The following is an 18,503-nucleotide window of genomic DNA, read 5'->3' as shown; positions in this document are numbered from 1 at the left end:
GGCGGGCGGGAGCGGGCAAGCGGATTACCCGGCATGCGGCCGCCTCCCGTGGTGTCCGATTCGTTCAAGACGGGTGTCCCGGCCCATCCGTACCGTGGCCCCATGACTCCACGATTCGATGCCATTGGCCTGGTGGTCTCCGACATGGCCGCCGCTGTCGTCTTCTACCGTCGGCTGGGGTTCGCGTTCCCCGAGGGAGCCGAGGAGCAGCCGCACGCGGAGGCCGAACTGCCCGGCGGGCTGCGGCTGCTGCTGGACACCGAGGAGAGCGTGCGGTCCTTCCACCCCGGGTGGCGGGCGCCCGCCGGGGGCGGTCGGGCCTCGCTCGCGCTGCTGTGCGACACGCCCGGCGAGGTCGACGCGTTGTACGAGGAGATGGTGGCCGCCGGGTATCACGGCGAGCTCAAGCCGTGGGACGCCGTCTGGGGGCAGCGGTACGCGTCCCTGCACGACCCGGACGGAAACGGGGTCGACCTGTTCGCCCGGCTGCCTTCAGCGTCGTAGCAACTCCCCCAATGTGGTGCCCGCCAACTCCTTTGTGTCCCGGGAAAGGTGGGCCTGATCCGCGTACCCGGCGCGCACCGCCGTCTCCGCGAAGGGCATCCCGCTCCGCGCCAACACGAGGGCCCGCTGCCAGCGCAGCACGCGCGCCAGCGTCTTCGGGCCGTAACCGAAGGCGTGCAACGCGCGGCGGTGCAACTGCCGGGCGCCGAGGCCCAGTTCGTCGGCCGTCGAGGCGACAGTCCGGCCCGCGTCCAGGGCCAGTACGACCCGCCGCAGCAGCGGATCCGGCGGGTCGGCGTCGCCCGCCAGGCCCAGCGCCACCTCCTCCAGCCCGCTAGCCGCATCCGCGGCCGCGTTCACGCGAGCCGTCAGACGGCGTACCCGCGCCGCCGACCACAGCTCGGCCAGGGCGACGCGCCGGTCGCGTACCTCGTGCGCCGGCACGCCGAGCAGCGTCGGCGCCGCCCCCGGGTAGAAGCGGACGCCCGCCCACGCACCGGCCCCGTCCGCACTCACGTACGCGCGCGTGTCGGGACCCGCGACAAGCAGCCTGCCGTCGTTCCACAACAGGTCCATGCAGCCGTCGGGCAGCACCCGCCCCGCACCGGCCCCGGTCGGCGTGTTCCTCCACACCACCGCGCCGCTCAGCCGGGACGCCCACTCCACGTACACGTACGCCAGGCTACGTCGTGCTGAGCAACCGCGTGAGGCGTCACACTGCCTCCGCGCTCGCCGCGGCGTCGCCATCCTGGCCGCCGAACACACTAGTGAGCCCAGGGCGGTGTGATGGTGTTGCCGTCAGCCAGTTTGGCGGTGAGCCCGACACGTGTGGTGACCCACATCCGAGCGGGCTGGTCGGTGGTGTTGGCGACCGCCAGTTCGGAGCCTGCAGGTGCCACTGCCGCGTCACCTGCGCAAAGTTCGGCGCTCTCACCGTCGATGGTGAGTCGGAGGCGACCGGAGAGGACGTAGAACGTCTCCTCGTCGCTGATCGTGTGGGTCGGCCCCAGCATTGCGGCCGGGATCTCGACGCGCCAGGCGGCGAGGTCCCGGCTGCCGGTGTCCGGACGAACGTAGGAAACGAAACGGCCACCGTGAATCTCGTGTACGACGGCCTCGTCACTGCGGATGAACGGCATACTCCAGCCCCCACCTAGACAAGCTTCTTGTCCAAATAGACAAGCGGATTGACGAGTTATAGTCAAGCCCATGGACGACGCCCTGGCTTTCTCCGCACTCGTGCTGGCACTCTCCGGACAGCTGGTGCAGGAAATCCACACCAGCGTGTCCCAGCAGGGATTCCAGGACCTACGACCTGCACACGGCTTCGCCTTCGCCCGCATCTCGGCGGGCGGCGCCACCACGGCCGACCTGGCCGAGCACCTGGGGGTGACCAAGCAGGCCGCCGCCCAGCTGGTCGAGGAGCTGGTCCGAAAGGGGTACGTGGAGCGGCATCCACACCCGCATGATGCCCGCGCCCGCCTCCTGGGACTGACCGAGACCGGCTGGGCCGCCACGCGCGCCGCCGACCAGGCGGCCCGGGCTGCCGTCGCACCGTGGCGAGAGGTACTGGGCGAGGCGCGCTTCAGCGAACTCGTCGCCGACCTGACACTCCTTGCACCGCCGGGCCCGATCCGCCCTGCCTGGTGAGCCGATGGCTGTGGCGGTGTGCGGCATGGGGTGGCATCGGGCTGAGCCTGTATGCCGGCTGGCTGACGGCCGATGACATCCGGGACCGGGCTTCCAGTGAACGCGACATCAACGCGGCATGTGATGGGCTCGTATCCGCAGCCTCGGTGATGGACCTCCAAGGCGGGATGGTCCGGGCCGAAACCAGCGACTACGACAGGCTGGATGCGCGCGAGCTGCCCAGTTCCTGCACCGTCTACAAAGTGCCCAGCGACGACGTGACCGCTGTCGCCGACCGGCGCCCCGAAGCGCGACAAGTCGGCGACGGCACCTTGGGTTGGTACGGGAACTGGTACACCACCATCCGTGCTGAATGCGGCCCCGGCAGCAGCGCGACAGCCCCGAAGCTCCTGAACGTCACCGCCCGCGCCGACTATGAAGACGTTTCCGCAGCCGACCGTCAGCGCCTCGCCCGCCTCGCCCGATCGGCGGCGAAGGAGCTCGCCGACCGAATCGGCTGCCAGACCCAACTGCCCCAACTGCCTGACCATCCGTTGGAGCCCGTACCGTCAGCCCTCCACTCCGCCAAGGCAGCGGACGGCTCGTGCAGCTGGTTTGCCCGACACCTCAAGGAGCAAGGGCAAGGCCGGCTGCCCGACCGTGCCCTCGCAGCGCCCACGCGTGACGCAAACCCAATCGAGAGCTGCTTCCTGGCGGTCAGTCCCGACCAGGTGGGCCGCATCGGCGACAACCTTCCCGACGACCAGCGCCGCTACGCACGCAGCGCGCTCACCCACTCGCCTTGGTGGCTGCGCACCGTCTCCTACTTCGGCCCAGAGGCGCACACAGTGGGATACGACGACTACGCCGACGGCGACAAAGTCATCGAAGCGGGAACGGCCGGGCACACACACGGCGCCTGGTGGGCCTCCTCCACCTGCGACGGCAAGCCCGCCCTACACACCCTCAGCTCCAGCTACGTCTACGACGGCGTCCTCGGCGCCAAGGCGCTGTCAGCCCTGTTCCGCGCCTACGTCGACGACATCACCAAGCGGCGGGGCTGCACCGACGTGATTTATCCGCCTGCCGCCTCAGTACTGTGACTTCGTATGACCGACACCGAGATCGAGATCACCGCAGACCTGGTTCGCGACCTGCTGCAGGAGCAACATCCAGACCTTGCAGGGCTGGCCATCCGCGAGGTGGCGGGCGGCTGGGGCAACCAAATGTGGCGTCTCGGGGACGAGTTGGCCGTGCGCATGCAGCGTATGGACCCCACCCCGGAACTCCAGCTCAAGGAGCGGCGGTGGCTACCCGTGCTGGCTCCGCGCCTTCCGCTCCCGGTGCCGACCCCGGTGCGGTTCGGCGAACCGTCCGAGCGCTTCCCCAAGCACTGGACCGTGATGACGTGGGTTCCCGGCGAGCCGCTGGACCACGGCTCGATCAGCCGCGGCGCCCACGCGGCCGACACGCTGGCGGGCTTCCTCCGGGCGCTCCATGTGGAGGCTCCCGCCGAGGCGCCGATCGCTACGGACCGCGGTGCCCATCCCAGGAGCTGCACGGACGGCTTTGAGAATTTCTTCCAAGCCGTTGCCCTCGACGACATCGCTGCCGACGTCCGGGCCGTCTGGGACGACGCGGTTGCGGCCCAGGCGTGGGAGGGCCCGCCGGTGTGGGTGCATGGCGACCTCCATCCCGCGAACGTCGTCGTCTCGGACGGAACGCTCTCGGGCATCGTCGACTTCGGTGCCATGTTCGCCGGCGACCCGGCGTGGGACCTCGCCGCCGCATGGGTGCTGCTACCCGCGGGCACGGCCTCACGGTTCTTCGACATGTACGCGCACGCAGACGAGGCAGCGATCCGGCGCGCCCGCGGGCTGGCCGCGATGAAGAGCCTCTTCCTGATGCTCATGGGGCAGAACGGAGATCGGGGCCTTCCCGGCGGCAAGCCGAACTGGGGGCCTGTAGGCCGGGCGGCACTTGACCGTGTCCTGAAGGGCGTTTGACGCGCGCCTCTTAGAACTTCTGCGGCCATGGGTAACCGAGTTGCCGGGCGAACTCTCGTGAGCCACCGCAGACCTCGGAGGCTTGGCGCGGGGTCTACGCCCGGACCCGGTCGCGCCGCGGTGTAGTACGGAGCGACTCTCAGGATGACGCTCCGTAGCGGGAGACAATCGCCGCGGCGCGGTTGCGCAGGGAGGTGCGCAGCCACTGCGGGGACAGGGCTTCCACGTCCGTGGTGAGCTGCCACAGCGCCCATTCGGCGTGGCGCGCGTCTTGGAAGGTCACCTCCAGCCGCAGCCAGCCGTCGGCGTCGGGTTCCTCGGCGCGGACAGTCTGTGCGGTGCTCACCAGGTCCTCCCGCCGCGCCGGGTTCACCCGCACCTGCACGGTGACTTGATCGCCGTCGGACAGAAACTGCGCGCAGCGTTCCCGCCAGATCCGGTCCAGATCGACCCGGTTGGGTCGCTGTGCCGGTTCGGGGAGTTCCTCGGCGGCCAACACCCGCGACAGCCGGTAGGTGCGGTCCGCGCCGGATCTTGTGGCCAGCAAGTAGCCCCGGTCGCGTACGGTGACCAGGCCGATCGGGTCCACGGTGCGCCACTGCGGCGTCTGGTCCGTGGCGGCGTAGTGGATGCGCAGCTTGTGGCCGGCGAGCACCGCGCGCCGGACCTCGATCATTGTCGTGTCGGGTAACTCCTCGGTGACCAGGCGGTGTGAGAGCAGGTCGGTCTCCGGGTCGATGAGCAATCGCTGGGCGGCGTCGCTCGCGGCGGCCCGATGGCCTTCGGGCAGCGCGTCAACCACCTTGCGCATGGCCGAAGCGAGCGCGGAGCCGAGGCCGAATACCTGCTCGCCGCGCCCCGATCCGGCGACCAGCAAGGCAAGTGCCTCGTCATGGTTCAGTCCGCTGAGATCGGTCTGGAAATCGGGCAGCAACGCGAACCCGCCGTGCCGGCCGCGTTCGGCGTAGACCGAGGTGACCTCCGCTGCGCCGGTGTCCTAGGCGCGGCACCTTCAGCCACATGGCTCCCATTGAGCACTATGTGCCTCAGCAGTCTCAGAACTGTTCACCGCGGGGAGCGATACGGCAGTTCACTGGAGGCATGAGACAGAAAACGGGCATGACCGTGGTGGTGACCGGGGCGTCCGGTCGTACGGGCAGCAGGGTGGCGCGGGCCGCGCAGGCGGCCGGGCTGGCGGTGCGGGCGGCCTCGCGTGCCGAGGGCTTCGACTGGGCGGATCGGTCGACGTGGGCGCGGACGTTGCAGGGCGCCGACGCGGCGTATCTCGTCCACCCCGGGGACGTCGGCTCCGCGGCGGCCACCCGCGCGGTCGGGCTGCTCGCGCACGAGGCGGTCTCCCTCGGCGTACGGCGGCTGGTGCTGCTGTCGGCGCGCGGCGAGGTGCAGGCGCGGCCGACCGAGGAGGCGCTGCGGGAGTCGGGCGCGGACTGGACGGTCGTACGGTCCGCGTGGTTCATGCAGAACTTCAGCGAGGGGCCGCTGGTGGAGGGGCTGCGGCTGGGCGGGGAGCTGGTGTTCCCGGGCGGTGAGGTGCGTGAACCGTTCGTCGATCTGCGGGATGTGGCGGACGTGGTGGTGGCCGCGCTGACGGCGGGTGATCGGTACGTCGGGCAGGGCATCGACGTGTCCGGGCCGCGGCTGCTGACCTTCGGTGAGGCGGTGGCGGAGATCGCGAAGGCGACGGGGCGCGAGCTGACGTACCGGCCGTTGCCGGCGGCGGAGTACGGGGCGCAGCTGGCCGCGTTCGGGGAGCCGCCCGAGGTGGTCGAGCTGCTCGTGGACGTGTTCGAGACCCTCCTCGACGGCCGCAACGCCCACCTCTCGGACGGCGTCCAGCGGGTGCTGGGACGCGAGCCGCGGGACTTCGCGGAGTTCGCGGCGGAGGCAGCGGCGGCGGGGACCTGGACGCCCTGAGCAGCCGCTCGCCTCACTTTTCCGCCGACCCCGACGGCTCCTCCCCGCCACCCTTGTGCGCGTTCTGCGAGCTCTTCACCTGGGTGCGCAGCCGTGCCGTCACGTCCTCCGGAGGAAGGAAGCGGGACCAGCGTTCGGGGAACTCGGACGGCATGTCGGGATCGTCGGGGTCGGCCTCGCGGGCCGCGGCGGCGCGGGCGACGTACTCGGCGACCTGCGCCTCGCGCAGCCGTTCGTTGGCGGCGCGGGCGGCGGCCGTCGCGGCGGCCGGCCAGACGCGGTCGATCGCCGCGTTGACGGCGGCGCCGACCAGCACGGCGAAGGCGGACACACCGATCCACAGCAGTACGGCGACGGCGGCGGCCAGGGAGCCGTAGATCGTCGCGCCCTCGACGGTGTTCTGCAGGTAGATGCGGAGCAAAAAGCTGCCCAGCACCCACATGCCGAGGGCCACCAGGGCGCCGGGGACGTCCTCGACCCACGGGGAACGGACCGGGACGGAGACGTGATACAGCGTGGTCAGGAAGACGATCGACAGGACGATCACCACGGGCCAGTACAGGACCTGCACCACCGTCGTCGACCACGGCACGATCCGCACCACCGCGTCCGGTCCCGCCACCATCAGCGGCAGCGCGACCGAGCCGATCAGCAAGGCCGCGATGAACAGCAGGAACGCCACCAGCCGGGTCTTGACGATGCCACGGACGCCATCGAGGCCGTACATCACGGTGATCGTGTCGATGAAGACGTTCACCGCCCGGGATCCCGACCACAGTGCGAACAGGAAGCCGATGGAGATGACGTCCGGTCGCCCGCCCTGCATCACGTCGTCCAGGATCGGCCGCGCGATCTCGTTCACGCCCTTGTCGGACAGGACCGTGCGGGAGGCCTCCAGGAGGTTGGTCTGCAGGCTGGAGATGGTGTCGGTGCCGGTCCAGTCGTCGACGTAGCCGAGCAGGCCGATCATGCTGAGCAGCAGCGGCGGCACGGACAGCAGCGTGAAGAACGCGGCTTCGGCGGCCAGGCCGAGGATGCGGTACTCGATGCAGGAGTTGACGGTGTCCTTGAGCAGCAGCCAGGCGGTCCTGCGCTTGGAGACATTCCGGTAGAGGGCCCGCGCGCGGTGGAGGCGACCGGAGGGTCGTTCGGGGGTGACACTTGCTGACTGCACGACCCAACGGTATCCGCCGCAGCGGGCACGGTTCACCCTGGTGGGACGGTGGCCCAGGTGCCCGGGTCCGCGGGGTGACCACCTCCGTACCTCGGGGTAGGTTCCGAGCATGGCACGCAGCACCCACACCGTGACCAATCAGGTCCCGCCGCTCGTCGGATACGACGTCTTCGGCGCCGACCGCGCCCTCGTGGCGGCCGTCGAGCGGCACGTTGCCCCGGAGCTGCTCGACGAGGTCCGGGGCGAGCTGTCGGGGCTCGGCCGTACCGCCGGGTCGGCGCAGGCGCAGGAGTGGGGGGTGCTGGCCAACGAGAACCCGCCCCGGCTGCACACCCACGACCGCTACGGCCACCGCGTCGACGAGGTCGAGTTCCATCCGGCCTGGCACCGGCTGCTCGGCAAGGGCGTCGCCGCGGGCCTGACCGCGGCGTGGGCGCGGCCCGCCGGGCATGTGCGGCGGGCGGCCGGGTTCCTGATGTGGACGCAGGTCGAGGCGGGCAACGGCTGCCCGCTGTCCATGACCCACGCCGCCGTGCCCGCCCTGCGCACGGATCCGGCCCTCGCCGCGGAGTGGGAGCCGCGGCTGACGTCCACGGTCTACGACCGTGATCTGCGGCCCGCCGAGCAGAAGGCGGGGGTGCTGTTCGGGATGGGCATGACGGAGAAGCAGGGCGGCAGCGATGTCCGCGCCAACACCACCGTCGCCCGGCCGCTCGCCGAGGACGGCACGTACGAGCTGACCGGACACAAGTGGTTCTGCTCGGCGCCGATGTCGGACGGTTTCCTGGTGCTGGCCCAGGCTCCGGGCGGGCTGACCTGTTTCCTGGTGCCGCGGGTGCTCGCGGACGGCACCCGCAACGTCTTTCTGCTCCAGCGGCTGAAGGACAAGCTGGGAAACCGCTCCAACGCCTCCAGCGAGGTCGAGTTCGACGGAACCTGGGCGCGCCGGGTCGGCGAGGAGGGGCGCGGGGTGCGGACCATCATCGGGATGGTCGCCGCGACCCGGCTGGACTGCGTGCTCGGCTCTGCGGGGCTGATGCGGCAGGCAGTCGCGCAGGCGGTCCACCACTGCACGTACCGGGAGGCGTTCGGCGGACGGCTGATCGACAAGCCGTTGATGCGCAACGTTCTGGCCGATCTCGCCATCGAGTCGGAGGCGGCGACCACGCTCGGGCTGCGCCTCGCCGCCGCCTACGACGACGGGAGCGAACAGGAGCGGGCGTTTTTGCGGCTGGCGGTGCCGGCCGCCAAGTACTGGGTGACCAAGCGCTGTACGCCGGTGGCGGTGGAGGCGGCCGAGTGCCTGGGCGGCAACGGTTACGTGGAGGAGTCGGGGCTGCCCCGGCTGGTGCGCGAGTCGCCGCTGAACTCGATCTGGGAGGGCGCGGGCAACGTCCAGGCGCTGGACGTGCTGCGTGCGCTGCAACGCGAGCCGGAGGCCCTGAACGCCTATCTGCAGGAGGTCGGCCGGGCGCGCGGCGCCGATCACCGGCTGGACGCCGCGATCAAGAACCTGCTGACCGAACTGGCCGACCTGGAGGGCATCGAAGCCCGCGCCCGGCGCCTGGTCGAGCGGCTCGCGCTGGTGCTTCAGGGCGCGCTGCTCGTCCGGTACGCGCCCCCCGAGGTCGCCGACGCGTTCTGCGGCTCCCGGCTGGGCGGCGACTGGGGAACCGCTTTCGGGACGCTGCCGCACACGCTGGACCTGGCGTCGGTGGTGGAGCGGGCGCGGCCGGTGTCCTGACCCGGGGCTAGGTCCCTGGAGCGGGTACGTCAACTTGAGTCCGCACAAGAGGGACGATGCCGGAAAACCGCACGCCGACAGGGGTGGTGCTGCGCCGACACGGCACCACCCCTGCCCTGGCCGGCCCGTTCAGGCCGAGCGCGCCGCACGGGCGACGTCGCTCAAGTTTCAAACACCGTGGGGCGGTTCACCAGGGTTGCAAGGGGTTGCAACTTTCCGGTGTCTGTGACCGGACTGGGCCCCTCCGTCAGCGGCGGGCGGCAGTATGGGACGCACCATCAGGACGCGACCGGAAAACGACGCCGTGGGAGCTTGACAGCCGGTCGCACGTCAGTGTGAATCCGGGGGAGGATCTCAGTGCCGCGGTCGCCCATGAATGTGACGGACCTGTCCGCCGTCGACGCGCCACGGGCCGCGCGGATGCTCAGCGCGGTCCGCGACGAGGCCCTCTCCGGCAAGCGCCCACACGTCGCTCCCCGCCCGGTCATCGGGGAGTCGTGGGGACGCATGCTGCGCAGCGGGGTGGACCCGGACCACGACTTCAGATCGGGCCTGCTGACACCGGAGGAGATCCGGCGGCGGCGCGAGGACTCGCCGCTGCGGCATGTGCTGCCGGTGCTCAGGGACGGCCTGGTCTCGGTCGCGGACACCGCCCGACACATCATGGTGATCGCCGACGCGGACGGCCGGGTGCTGTGGCGCGAGGGCAGTTCCGCGGTGCTGCGCAAGGCGGACGGGCTGGGTTTTCTGCTCGGCGCGGACTGGCGGGAGAACATCGTGGGCACCAACGGCGTCGGGACGCCGGCGGTGGTACGGCGGCCGGTGCAGGTGTTCGCCGCCGAGCACTTCGTCCGCTCGCATGCCTCGTGGACCTGCGCCGGTGCCCCCATCACGGATCCGCGCGACGGGCGGCTGATCGGCGTGGTGGACGTGAGCGGGCCGCTGGAGACGATGCATCCGGCCACCCTCGCCTGGGTCGACTCGGTGGCCAAGCTCGCCGAGGCCCGGCTGCGGGAGTTGCATCTGACCGCGCTGGAGCGGCTGCGCGCGGTGGCCGCTCCGGTGCTGGCCGGGCTGACCGGCCGCGCGCTGGTGGTGGACAGGGAGGGCTGGACGGCGGCCGTGACGGGGATGCCGTACACGAACCGGATCGCATTGCCCAAGGCGCTGTCGCCCGGCCGCCGTTGGCTGCCCATGCTGGGCCTGTGCGTGGTGGAACCGCTTGCCGAGGGCTGGCTGGTGCGGCCCGCCGACGAGCCGCTGCCGTTCGGTGCCACCCGGATCGTGCTGGACCTGGGGCAGCCGCGCCGCTGTACGGTGACGGTGTCGGGCGGTGTGGGTTCCTGGACCCATGAACTGAGCCCGCGGCACAGCGAGTTGCTGTTCCTGCTGGCCGAGCACCGGGCGGGGCGCACCGCCGCGCAGCTGGCCGCGGACGTGTTCGGCGACCCGCGCCGCACGGTGACGATGCGCGCCGAGATGTCGCGGGTACGGCGGTATCTCGGGAGCTTTCTGGAGCACCGACCGTATCGTTTCTGCGACGACGCCGAGATCGAGGTGATCCTCCCGCCCGAGCCGTCCGACCTCCTGCCGCACTCCAGCGCACCGGCGGTGCGCAGGGCGCGGGCGGCTTCGACGGTGCTGTGAGAGTCCCGAGGGCGCACATTCGACGGTGCCGTGAGAGTCCCAAGGCCGCATGTTCGAGAGCTTCTTCCGCATATTTGCGGGGTCTGCGTCCACAGTTCGCCGTACCTGACGTAGCATCCCTTACCGGGCCACCCCACCTGCTCCCAGGTCAACGCACAGGTCGTCAGGCGCAGTTGGCCCGCCTCGGGAGGACCAGATGAAGCATCGCGGCAGACACCGCCGACGCAAGCGGGGCCAAGCGCTGCGGGCGTTCCTGGCCGGGACCGCTCTCGCACTCACCGGCGCCGCCACCGTGATCAGCGCCTCCCAGGCCACGGTCAGCACCGACCCTGGCGCCCTGGAGCCCGTCACCTCCGCTGCCTCCCTGGCGGATCTGCGCCTGCGCGAGGAGCGGATCCCGCAGCCCGTGCCCGACGGACCGGCCCAGCCCGTCGGCGTCGCCGCCGTCCTCGCGGACGCCGACCGCAGCCTGCGTGCCGCGGCCGACTGCACCGACGCCGACCGCGCCGCGCTGCCCATAGCGCCCGCGGCCACCCGGGCGCACTGCTGGGACGAAGCGCGCACCGAGGAGTGGCACACGGGCGCGGTGACCACCTCGGGGGACGCCGACGACGACGGCCGGTGGGGCTCGAACCGCGTGGTGCTCTCCGGCTGGAGCGACCAGCAGGGCCACTCCCGGGTCGCGTTCGTCGACGCAGGCGACCAGGAGCGGCTCACCTACACCTGGGTGGCCCTCACCGTTCCGGCGAGCGGCGACCCCGTCGGCCGGCCGCTGGTGTCGACGCTGTCCGGCATGGTCTGGTACCAGGACAAGCTGCTCGTCACCGCCGACGAGGGCCGCGCCCTGTACCTCTACGACCTGGACCGCATCCGGCGCACCTCCGCCGACATCGCGGCGACCGCGCCACCGGCGCGCGGCGACCGGTACACGCTGCCCGCCGTCCGCTCGTACCGTCTGACCGGCGCCCGGATCGGCGCGCTCTCCCTGGACCGCAGCACCACGCCCGACAGCCTCGTCGCGAGCGAGTCGGTCCCGGCGGACGGCGACCGGCCCACCCGCCTGTGGCGCTACGCCCTCGACGACGACCCGTCCGGCGCGGGCCTGCTCGGCACGGGGCCGCAGGAGGCGTACGAGACGAAGGCGGCCGACGTCCGGGGTGTGCTCGCCCACCGGTCCCAGTGGTACCTGGCCCGCGCGGCGGGCGGACACGGGACGCTGTGGCGGCAGGACAGCGGTGGCGCGAGCGGGGCGCGCTGCGGGACGGACGAGACGTATCTGTGCTGGAGCGGCCCCGCGCAGTCCCTCTCCTACTGGGAGGAGAGCGGTGAGGTCTGGTCGCAGTCGGGGCGGATGCTGTTCTCGCTGCCGCTGGACACGATCGACAGGGCCCTGGGCTAGATGATTCCCTGACCTGCATGACGAACATCCCCGTGACCACCTGGTCCCTGGAGCAGACCGCCCCGACCGACCTGCTCCCGGCGGCGGCGCCGGAGGGCGACGTGCGGATCGTCCGCGCCGAGGTGCCCTCGCCCGAGTTCAGCCGTTTCCTGTACGCGTCCGTGGGCGGGGACATCCACTGGACCGACCGGCTGGGCTGGACGTACGCGCGGTGGCAGGAGCACCTGGAGCGGCCCGGGGTGGAGACGTGGGTGGCCTACGACCGGGGCACGCCCGCCGGTTATGTGGAGCTGGAACCGCAGGACGACGCAGTGGTGGAGATCGTCTACTTCGGACTGATCCCGGCCTTCCGCGGGCGGCGCATCGGCGGGCACCTGCTGTCGTACGGCACTGCCCGCGCGTGGGATCTCGCGGACCGGTGGCCGGGGCTTGCGCCGACCAAGCGGGTGTGGCTGCATACATGCAGCAAGGACGGCGAACACGCGATGGACAACTACCTGCGACGCGGCTTCACCCTGTTCGACACCAAGGTCGAGGAGGAGCCGGAGGTCGGGGCGCCCGGTCCGTGGCCCGGTGCATACCCTGCCTGACCTGGTCGGACAAGACGGCGTTCACGCCATGTGACCGACGACACCCTTGTTTCGCCATACGAGACAAGGGTGTCCGCATTTTGGATAAAGCTGGACTGTGTCCAGATCGCCGTGACACGCTTCCGTCATGTCTGGAACTGGAATTGCCTTGGTGAGTCGGCGGCACGTCGACCTCGGCCGCATGTCCAGCGCCATCTGTCCGGCGAGCTGAGACCTCTCCAGCAACGCCGTTCTCCCCCGCTTTGTCTGTCCCTGCGCAATGATGCGCACGTATGCCCCCATGCGCCGTACGCGCAGGTCAGAGCCGCTTTTCCGCCTGTCCCGAAGGACTTATCACCATGGCCGCCACCCCGCAGAACCCTGCCGCCGCGACTCCCCGCCGCAAGGTGAGCCGTCACCGCGGCGAGGGTCAGTGGGCCGTGGGTCACTTCACCCCGCTCAACGGCAACGAACAGTTCAAGAAGGACGACGACGGTCTCAATGTGCGGACACGCATTGAGACGATCTACTCCAAGCGCGGTTTCGACTCGATCGACCCCAACGACCTGCGCGGCCGGATGCGCTGGTGGGGCCTGTACACCCAGCGCAAGCCCGGGATCGACGGCGGCAAGACCGCGATCCTGGAGCCGGAGGAGCTGGACGACGAGTACTTCATGCTGCGCGTCCGTATCGACGGCGGCCGGCTCACCACCCAGCAGCTGCGCGTCATCGGTGAGATCTCGCAGGAGTTCGCGCGCGGCACGGCCGACATCACCGACCGGCAGAACGTCCAGTACCACTGGATCCGGATCGAGGACGTGCCCGAGATCTGGAACCGCCTGGAGGCGGTCGGCCTGTCCACCACCGAGGCCTGCGGTGACACGCCCCGTGTGATCCTCGGCTCGCCCGTCGCCGGTATCGCCGCGGACGAGATCATCGACGGCACCCCGGCGATCGAGGAGATCCACCGCCGGATCATCGGCAACAAGGCGTTCTCGAACCTGCCCCGCAAGTTCAAGTCCGCGGTCTCCGGCTCGCCGCTGCTTGACGTGGCGCACGAGATCAACGACATCGCCTTCGTCGGCGTCAACCACCCCCAGTACGGCCCCGGCTTCGACCTGTGGGTCGGCGGCGGCCTGTCCACCAACCCGAAGATCGGCGTCCGGCTCGGCGCCTGGGTCTCGCTCGACGAGGTGCCCGACGTCTACGAGGGCGTCATCTCGATCTTCCGTGACTACGGCTACCGGCGCCTCCGCACGCGCGCCCGGCTGAAGTTCCTGGTCGCCGACTGGGGTGCGGAAAAGTTCCGCCAGGTGCTGGAGGACGAGTACCTCAAGCGCAAGCTGGTCGACGGCCCCGCGCCCGCCCAGCCCCTGGAGCGCTGGCGCGACCACGTCGGGGTGCACCGGCAGAAGGACGGCCGTTTCTACGTCGGTTTCGCACCGCGAGTCGGCCGCGTCGACGGCGCCACACTCACGAAGATCGCCGAACTGGCGGAGGCGCACGGCTCGGGCCGGGTCCGCACCACGGTCGAGCAGAAGATGATCGTGCTGGACGTCGACGAGTCGCGGATCGACTCCCTCGTCGAGGGCCTGGAGGCGCTGGACCTCACGGTCAAGCCGTCCCCGTTCCGGCGCGGCACGATGGCCTGCACCGGTATCGAGTTCTGCAAGCTCGCCATCGTCGAGACCAAGGCGCGCGGCGCCTCGCTGATCGACGAACTGGAGCGCCGGATCCCGGACTTCGACGAGCCGATCACCATCAACATCAACGGCTGCCCGAACGCCTGCGCCCGTATCCAGGTCGCGGACATCGGTCTCAAGGGCCAGCTGGTCATGAACGACCAGGGCGAGCAGGTCGAGGGCTACCAGGTGCACCTGGGCGGCGCGCTCGGCCTGGAGGCCGGGTTCGGCCGCAAGGTACGCGGTCTGAAGGTCACCTCCGAGGAGCTGCCCGACTACGTCGAGCGTGTCCTGAAGCGGTTCCAGGACGAGCGCGAGGACGGCGAGCGGTTCGCCACCTGGGCGGCGCGCGCCAGCGAGGAGTCGCTGTCATGAGCGAGCGTGCGGCCCCCTTCTACTGCCCCTACTGCGGCGACGAGGACCTGCGTCCGAGTGAGCAGGGCCACGGCGCCTGGGAATGCGCGGCATGCAACCGCGCATTCCAGCTGAAGTTCCTCGGGCTGCTGGCCCGCGGACTCCAGCACGACACAACGGGAGGGGACGCGATATGACGACCGCTCAGGAAACGCGGGAGACAGAGCGGCTGAGGGCGCTCGCCGAGCAGGCGGGCCGCGAACTGGAAGAGGCTTCCGCACTGGAGATCCTCCAGTGGGCGGCGGAAACCTTCGGCAAGCGGTTCTGCGTGACGTCCTCCATGGAGGACGCGGTGGTCGCCCACCTCGCGTCCCGCGCGATGCCCGGCGTCGACGTCGTCTTTCTCGACACCGGCTACCACTTCGAGGAGACCATCGGCACCCGGGACGCCGTCGAGGCGGTGATGGACGTCAACGTCATCACCCTCACCCCGGCCCAGACCGTCGCCGAGCAGGACGCGGAGTACGGCCCCAAGCTGCACGACCGCGACCCCGACCTGTGCTGCTTCCTGCGCAAGGTCAAGCCCCTGGAGCAGGGGCTGAAGAACTACGACGCATGGGCGACCGGACTGCGCCGCGACGAGTCCCCGACCCGGGCGAACACCCCGGTCGTCGCCTGGGACGAAAAGCGCCAGAAGATCAAGATCTCGCCGATCGCCCGCTGGACCCAGGACGACGTGGACGCCTACGTCACCGAGCACGGCGTCCTGACCAACCCGCTGCTCATGGACGGCTACGCCTCCATCGGCTGCGCCCCCTGCACCCGCCGGGTCCTCGCGGGCGAGGACGCGCGCGCCGGCCGCTGGGCCGGGCGGGCCAAGACCGAGTGCGGGCTGCACGGATGACGACCACCACACCGACCCCTCAGGAGAAGCACGTGACGAGCGGAGCCACCGTCTGGCTCACGGGCCTGCCGAGCGCCGGCAAGACCACGATCGCGTACGAGCTGGCCGGCCGGCTGCGGGAGGAGGGCCACCTCGTCGAGGTGCTCGACGGCGACGAGATCCGCGAGTTCATCTCGGCGGGCCTCGGCTTCAGCCGCGAGGACCGGCACACCAACGTGCAGCGCATCGGTTACGTCGCCGAGCTGCTCGCCCGTAACGGTGTCAAGGCGCTGGTCCCGGTGATCGCGCCGTACACCGACAGCCGTGACGCGGTGCGCAAGCGGCACGAGACGAACGGCACGCCGTATCTGGAAGTGCACGTGGCGACGCCCGTCGAGGTGTGCTCCGTGCGCGATGTGAAGGGGCTGTACGCCAAGCAGGCCGCGGGCGAGCTGACGGGGCTGACCGGCGTGGACGACCCGTACGAGGAGCCCGAGGCGCCCGATCTGCGGATCGAGTCCCAGAACCAGACCGTGCAGGAGTCCGCGGCGTCGCTGTACACGCTGCTCACCGAGAGGGGACTGGCATGACGACCGTCGCCACGATCGACGAGGGCACCGACACCCCGTACGCCCTGTCGCACCTGGACGCGCTGGAGTCCGAGGCGGTGCACATCTTCCGTGAGGTGGCGGGCGAGTTCGAGCGGCCGGTGATCCTCTTCTCCGGCGGCAAGGACTCCATCGTCATGCTGCACCTGGCGCTGAAGGCGTTCACGCCCGCGCCGGTGCCCTTCTCGCTGCTGCATGTGGACACCGGGCACAACTTCCCCGAGGTCATCGACTACCGGGACCGTACGGTGGCCGAGCACGGCCTGCGGCTGCATGTCGCGTCCGTGCAGGACTACATCGACCGGGGTGTGCTGAAGGAGCGCCCGGACGGGACGCGTAACCCGCTGCAGACGCTTCCGCTGACGGAGAAGATCCAGGCGGAGCGTTTCGACGCGGTGTTCGGCGGCGGGCGCCGGGACGAGGAGAAGGCACGGGCGAAGGAGCGGGTGTTCTCGCTGCGCGACGAGTTCTCCCAGTGGGACCCGCGCAGGCAGCGCCCCGAGCTGTGGAACCTGTACAACGGGCGGCACGCCCCCGGCGAGCACGTCCGTGTGTTCCCGCTGTCCAACTGGACCGAGCTGGACGTCTGGCAGTACATCGCCCGCGAGGGCATCGAGCTGCCCGCCATTTATTTCGCGCACGAGCGTGAGGTGTTCCGGCGCAACGGCATGTGGCTGACCGCCGGCGAGTGGGGCGGCCCCAAGGACGGCGAGACCGTCGAGAAGCGGCTGATCCGCTACCGGACCGTCGGCGACATGTCCTGCACGGGCGCCGTCGACTCCGACGCGGAGACGCTGGAGCAGGTCATCACCGAGATCGCCGCGTCCCGGCTGACCGAGCGGGGCGCCACCCGGGCCGACGACAAGCTCTCCGAGGCCGCGATGGAAGACCGCAAGCGCGAGGGGTACTTCTAAACATGAGCACGACCACGACCGAGGAACTCTCGGCCACAACCCTGCTGCGGTTCGCCACCGCCGGTTCCGTCGACGACGGCAAGTCCACCCTCGTGGGCCGGCTGCTGCACGACTCCAAGTCGGTCCTCACCGACCAGCTGGAGGCCGTGGAACGCGCCTCGGCCTCGCGAGGGCAGGAAGGCCCCGACCTCGCGCTGCTGACGGACGGCCTGCGCGCCGAGCGCGAGCAGGGCATCACCATCGACGTCGCGTACCGCTACTTCGCCACGCCCCGCCGCCGGTTCATCCTCGCCGACACCCCGGGCCACGTGCAGTACACCCGGAACATGGTCACCGGCGCCTCCACCGCCGAGCTGACGATCATCCTCGTCGACGCCCGCAACGGCGTCGTCGAGCAGACCCGCCGGCACGCCGCGATCGCCGCGCTGCTGCGCGTCCCGCACGCGGTGCTCGCGGTCAACAAGATGGACCTCGTCGGGTACGAGGAGAGCGTTTTCGGCGCGATCGCCGAGGAGTTCACGGCGTACGCCACGGAACTCGGCGTCCCCGAGGTCACCGCGATCCCGATCTCCGCGCTGAACGGCGACAACGTCGTGGAACCGTCCGCGCACATGGACTGGTACGGCGGACCGACCGTTCTGGAACACCTGGAAACCGTGCCCGTGAGCCACGACCTGGCGCACTGCCACGCGCGGCTGCCCGTGCAGTACGTGATCCGGCCGCAGAGCGCCGAGCACCCCGACTACCGGGGCTACGCGGGTCAGATCGCGGCGGGCACGTTCCGCGTCGGCGAGCAGATCACGGTCCTGCCGTCCGGCCGTTCGACGAAGATCTCCGGCATCGACCTGCTGGGCAAGCCGGTCGACGTCGCCTGGACCACGCAGTCGGTCACCCTCCTGCTTCAGGACGACATCGACATCTCGCGCGGTGACCTGATCGTGCCCAGCAAGGACGCGCCGCCGACCACCCAGGACATCGAGGCGACCGTCTGCCATGTGGCCGACCAGCCGCTGACCGTCGGCCACCGGGTGCTGCTCAAGCACGGCACCCGCACGGTCAAGGCGATCGTCAAGGACATCCCGTCCCGGCTCACCCTCGACGACCTGTCCCTGCACCCGCACCCGGGACAGCTCGTCGCCAACGACATCGGCCGGGTGAAGGTCCGCACCGCCGAGCCGCTGCCGGTCGACTCCTACGCCGACTCCCGGCGCACCGGCTCGTTCATCCTGATCGACCCCAGCGACGGCACCACGCTCACCGCGGGCATGGTCGGCGAGTCGTTCGCCTCCCCGGAGCCGGTCCGGGACGAGGCCGAGGACGACGGGTGGGACTTCTGACCATGGCCTCGACCGACTTCTACTCGTCCTTCGCCAAGGAGGGCGGCCGCGTCGGCAGCGGCGCCCTCGGCAGCGGGCAGGGCGGAGTGGCGCGATGTGCGTGACGACGTACGCGCAC

At 70.6% G+C, this 18,503-nt stretch carries 19 protein-coding genes and 1 pseudogene; 16 read left to right on the top strand and 4 right to left on the bottom strand.

Features of this window, described 5'->3' with window-relative positions; genetic code table 11:
- Positions 1-102 precede the first annotated feature (102 nt).
- On the top strand, positions 103-504 hold the full coding sequence (locus tag SSP24_RS07470; RefSeq protein ID WP_174864616.1) for a VOC family protein: 402 nt from the start codon (positions 103-105) through the stop codon (positions 502-504).
- Here SSP24_RS07470 and SSP24_RS07465 read toward each other — a convergent pair.
- The gene (locus SSP24_RS07465; RefSeq protein WP_141308054.1) at positions 493-1,176 is read right to left on the bottom strand and encodes a helix-turn-helix domain-containing protein; all 684 of its coding nucleotides are present in this window, start codon (positions 1,174-1,176) and stop codon (positions 493-495) included. The two genes, SSP24_RS07470 and SSP24_RS07465, sit on opposite strands and share 12 nt — an antisense overlap.
- Positions 1,177-1,268: 92 nt before the next feature.
- A complete protein-coding gene (locus SSP24_RS07460; protein WP_141308052.1) occupies positions 1,269-1,643 on the bottom strand; it encodes a cupin domain-containing protein in 375 nt (124 codons plus the stop codon).
- Between the two features lie 70 nt (positions 1,644-1,713).
- On the opposite strand from SSP24_RS07460, the gene SSP24_RS07455 reads away from it, so the two are divergent.
- Genes SSP24_RS07455 through SSP24_RS07445 form a run of 3 tightly spaced genes read left to right on the top strand, consistent with a single transcriptional unit; the run spans position 1,714 to position 4,139 of the window.
- Positions 1,714-2,154 (top strand): MarR family winged helix-turn-helix transcriptional regulator, encoded by a 441-nt coding sequence (locus SSP24_RS07455; protein WP_141308050.1) that lies wholly within the window; start codon positions 1,714-1,716, stop codon positions 2,152-2,154.
- Complete coding sequence (locus tag SSP24_RS07450; protein WP_229864879.1) at positions 2,151-3,236, top strand: hypothetical protein; 1,086 nt, start codon at positions 2,151-2,153, stop codon at positions 3,234-3,236. Before SSP24_RS07455 ends, SSP24_RS07450 begins: the two co-directional genes overlap by 4 nt.
- Positions 3,237-3,242: 6 nt before the next feature.
- The gene (locus SSP24_RS07445; protein WP_141308048.1) at positions 3,243-4,139 is read left to right on the top strand and encodes an aminoglycoside phosphotransferase family protein; all 897 of its coding nucleotides are present in this window, start codon (positions 3,243-3,245) and stop codon (positions 4,137-4,139) included.
- A 139-nt stretch (positions 4,140-4,278) separates the two neighbouring features.
- Here SSP24_RS07445 and SSP24_RS07440 read toward each other — a convergent pair.
- Positions 4,279-5,109 (bottom strand): annotated as a pseudogene (locus SSP24_RS07440) (helix-turn-helix transcriptional regulator); the annotation flags it as partial.
- A gap of 131 nt (positions 5,110-5,240) precedes the next feature.
- On the opposite strand from SSP24_RS07440, the gene SSP24_RS07435 reads away from it, so the two are divergent.
- Positions 5,241-6,074: an NmrA family NAD(P)-binding protein gene (locus tag SSP24_RS07435; protein WP_141308044.1), complete on the top strand. Its 834-nt coding sequence runs from the start codon at positions 5,241-5,243 to the stop codon at positions 6,072-6,074.
- 13 nt (positions 6,075-6,087) lie between these two features.
- On the opposite strand, the gene SSP24_RS07430 is transcribed toward SSP24_RS07435, so the two are convergent.
- The gene (locus tag SSP24_RS07430; RefSeq protein ID WP_141308042.1) at positions 6,088-7,248 is read right to left on the bottom strand and encodes a YihY/virulence factor BrkB family protein; all 1,161 of its coding nucleotides are present in this window, start codon (positions 7,246-7,248) and stop codon (positions 6,088-6,090) included.
- 109 nt (positions 7,249-7,357) lie between these two features.
- Between SSP24_RS07430 and SSP24_RS07425 the strand changes: the two genes are divergently transcribed.
- The 11 genes from SSP24_RS07425 to SSP24_RS07380 all read left to right on the top strand — a co-directional run bounded on the left by SSP24_RS07425 (position 7,358) and on the right by SSP24_RS07380 (position 18,385).
- Positions 7,358-8,992, top strand: coding sequence for an acyl-CoA dehydrogenase family protein (locus SSP24_RS07425; protein WP_141308040.1), 1,635 nt, complete (start codon positions 7,358-7,360; stop codon positions 8,990-8,992).
- A gap of 372 nt (positions 8,993-9,364) precedes the next feature.
- Entirely contained in the window at positions 9,365-10,639 is a 1,275-nt protein-coding gene (locus SSP24_RS07420; protein ID WP_229864880.1) for a GAF domain-containing protein, read from the top strand.
- A 196-nt stretch (positions 10,640-10,835) separates the two neighbouring features.
- Positions 10,836-12,038: a hypothetical protein gene (locus SSP24_RS07415; RefSeq protein ID WP_141308036.1), complete on the top strand. Its 1,203-nt coding sequence runs from the start codon at positions 10,836-10,838 to the stop codon at positions 12,036-12,038.
- 17 nt (positions 12,039-12,055) lie between these two features.
- Positions 12,056-12,628, top strand: a complete 573-nt coding sequence (locus SSP24_RS07410; RefSeq protein ID WP_141308034.1) for a GNAT family N-acetyltransferase — start codon at positions 12,056-12,058, stop codon at positions 12,626-12,628.
- Positions 12,629-12,755: 127 nt separating this feature from the next.
- The gene (locus SSP24_RS45275; protein ID WP_309486338.1) at positions 12,756-12,839 is read left to right on the top strand and encodes a putative leader peptide; all 84 of its coding nucleotides are present in this window, start codon (positions 12,756-12,758) and stop codon (positions 12,837-12,839) included.
- Positions 12,840-12,966: 127 nt separating this feature from the next.
- Complete coding sequence (locus SSP24_RS07405; protein WP_141308032.1) at positions 12,967-14,664, top strand: nitrite/sulfite reductase; 1,698 nt, start codon at positions 12,967-12,969, stop codon at positions 14,662-14,664.
- On the top strand, positions 14,661-14,840 hold the full coding sequence (locus tag SSP24_RS07400; RefSeq protein ID WP_141308030.1) for a hypothetical protein: 180 nt from the start codon (positions 14,661-14,663) through the stop codon (positions 14,838-14,840). Before SSP24_RS07405 ends, SSP24_RS07400 begins: the two co-directional genes overlap by 4 nt.
- Positions 14,837-15,547, top strand: coding sequence for a phosphoadenylyl-sulfate reductase (locus tag SSP24_RS07395; RefSeq protein WP_141308029.1), 711 nt, complete (start codon positions 14,837-14,839; stop codon positions 15,545-15,547). The genes SSP24_RS07400 and SSP24_RS07395 overlap by 4 nt, the downstream gene beginning before the upstream one ends.
- Positions 15,544-16,116 carry an adenylyl-sulfate kinase gene (gene cysC / locus SSP24_RS07390; RefSeq protein WP_141308027.1) on the top strand — a complete coding sequence of 191 codons (573 nt, stop codon included), beginning with the start codon at positions 15,544-15,546 and terminating at the stop codon, positions 16,114-16,116. Before SSP24_RS07395 ends, cysC begins: the two co-directional genes overlap by 4 nt.
- The gene (cysD, locus tag SSP24_RS07385; RefSeq protein ID WP_141308025.1) at positions 16,113-17,048 is read left to right on the top strand and encodes a sulfate adenylyltransferase subunit CysD; all 936 of its coding nucleotides are present in this window, start codon (positions 16,113-16,115) and stop codon (positions 17,046-17,048) included. Before cysC ends, cysD begins: the two co-directional genes overlap by 4 nt.
- A gap of 2 nt (positions 17,049-17,050) precedes the next feature.
- Positions 17,051-18,385: a sulfate adenylyltransferase subunit 1 gene (locus SSP24_RS07380; RefSeq protein WP_141308023.1), complete on the top strand. Its 1,335-nt coding sequence runs from the start codon at positions 17,051-17,053 to the stop codon at positions 18,383-18,385.
- Positions 18,386-18,503: the final 118 nt, after the last annotated feature.

Source organism: Streptomyces spinoverrucosus (assembly GCF_006539505.1).
GTDB lineage: Bacteria > Actinomycetota > Actinomycetes > Streptomycetales > Streptomycetaceae > Streptomyces > Streptomyces spinoverrucosus.
This window is presented reverse-complemented; position numbering and strand designations above follow the sequence as displayed.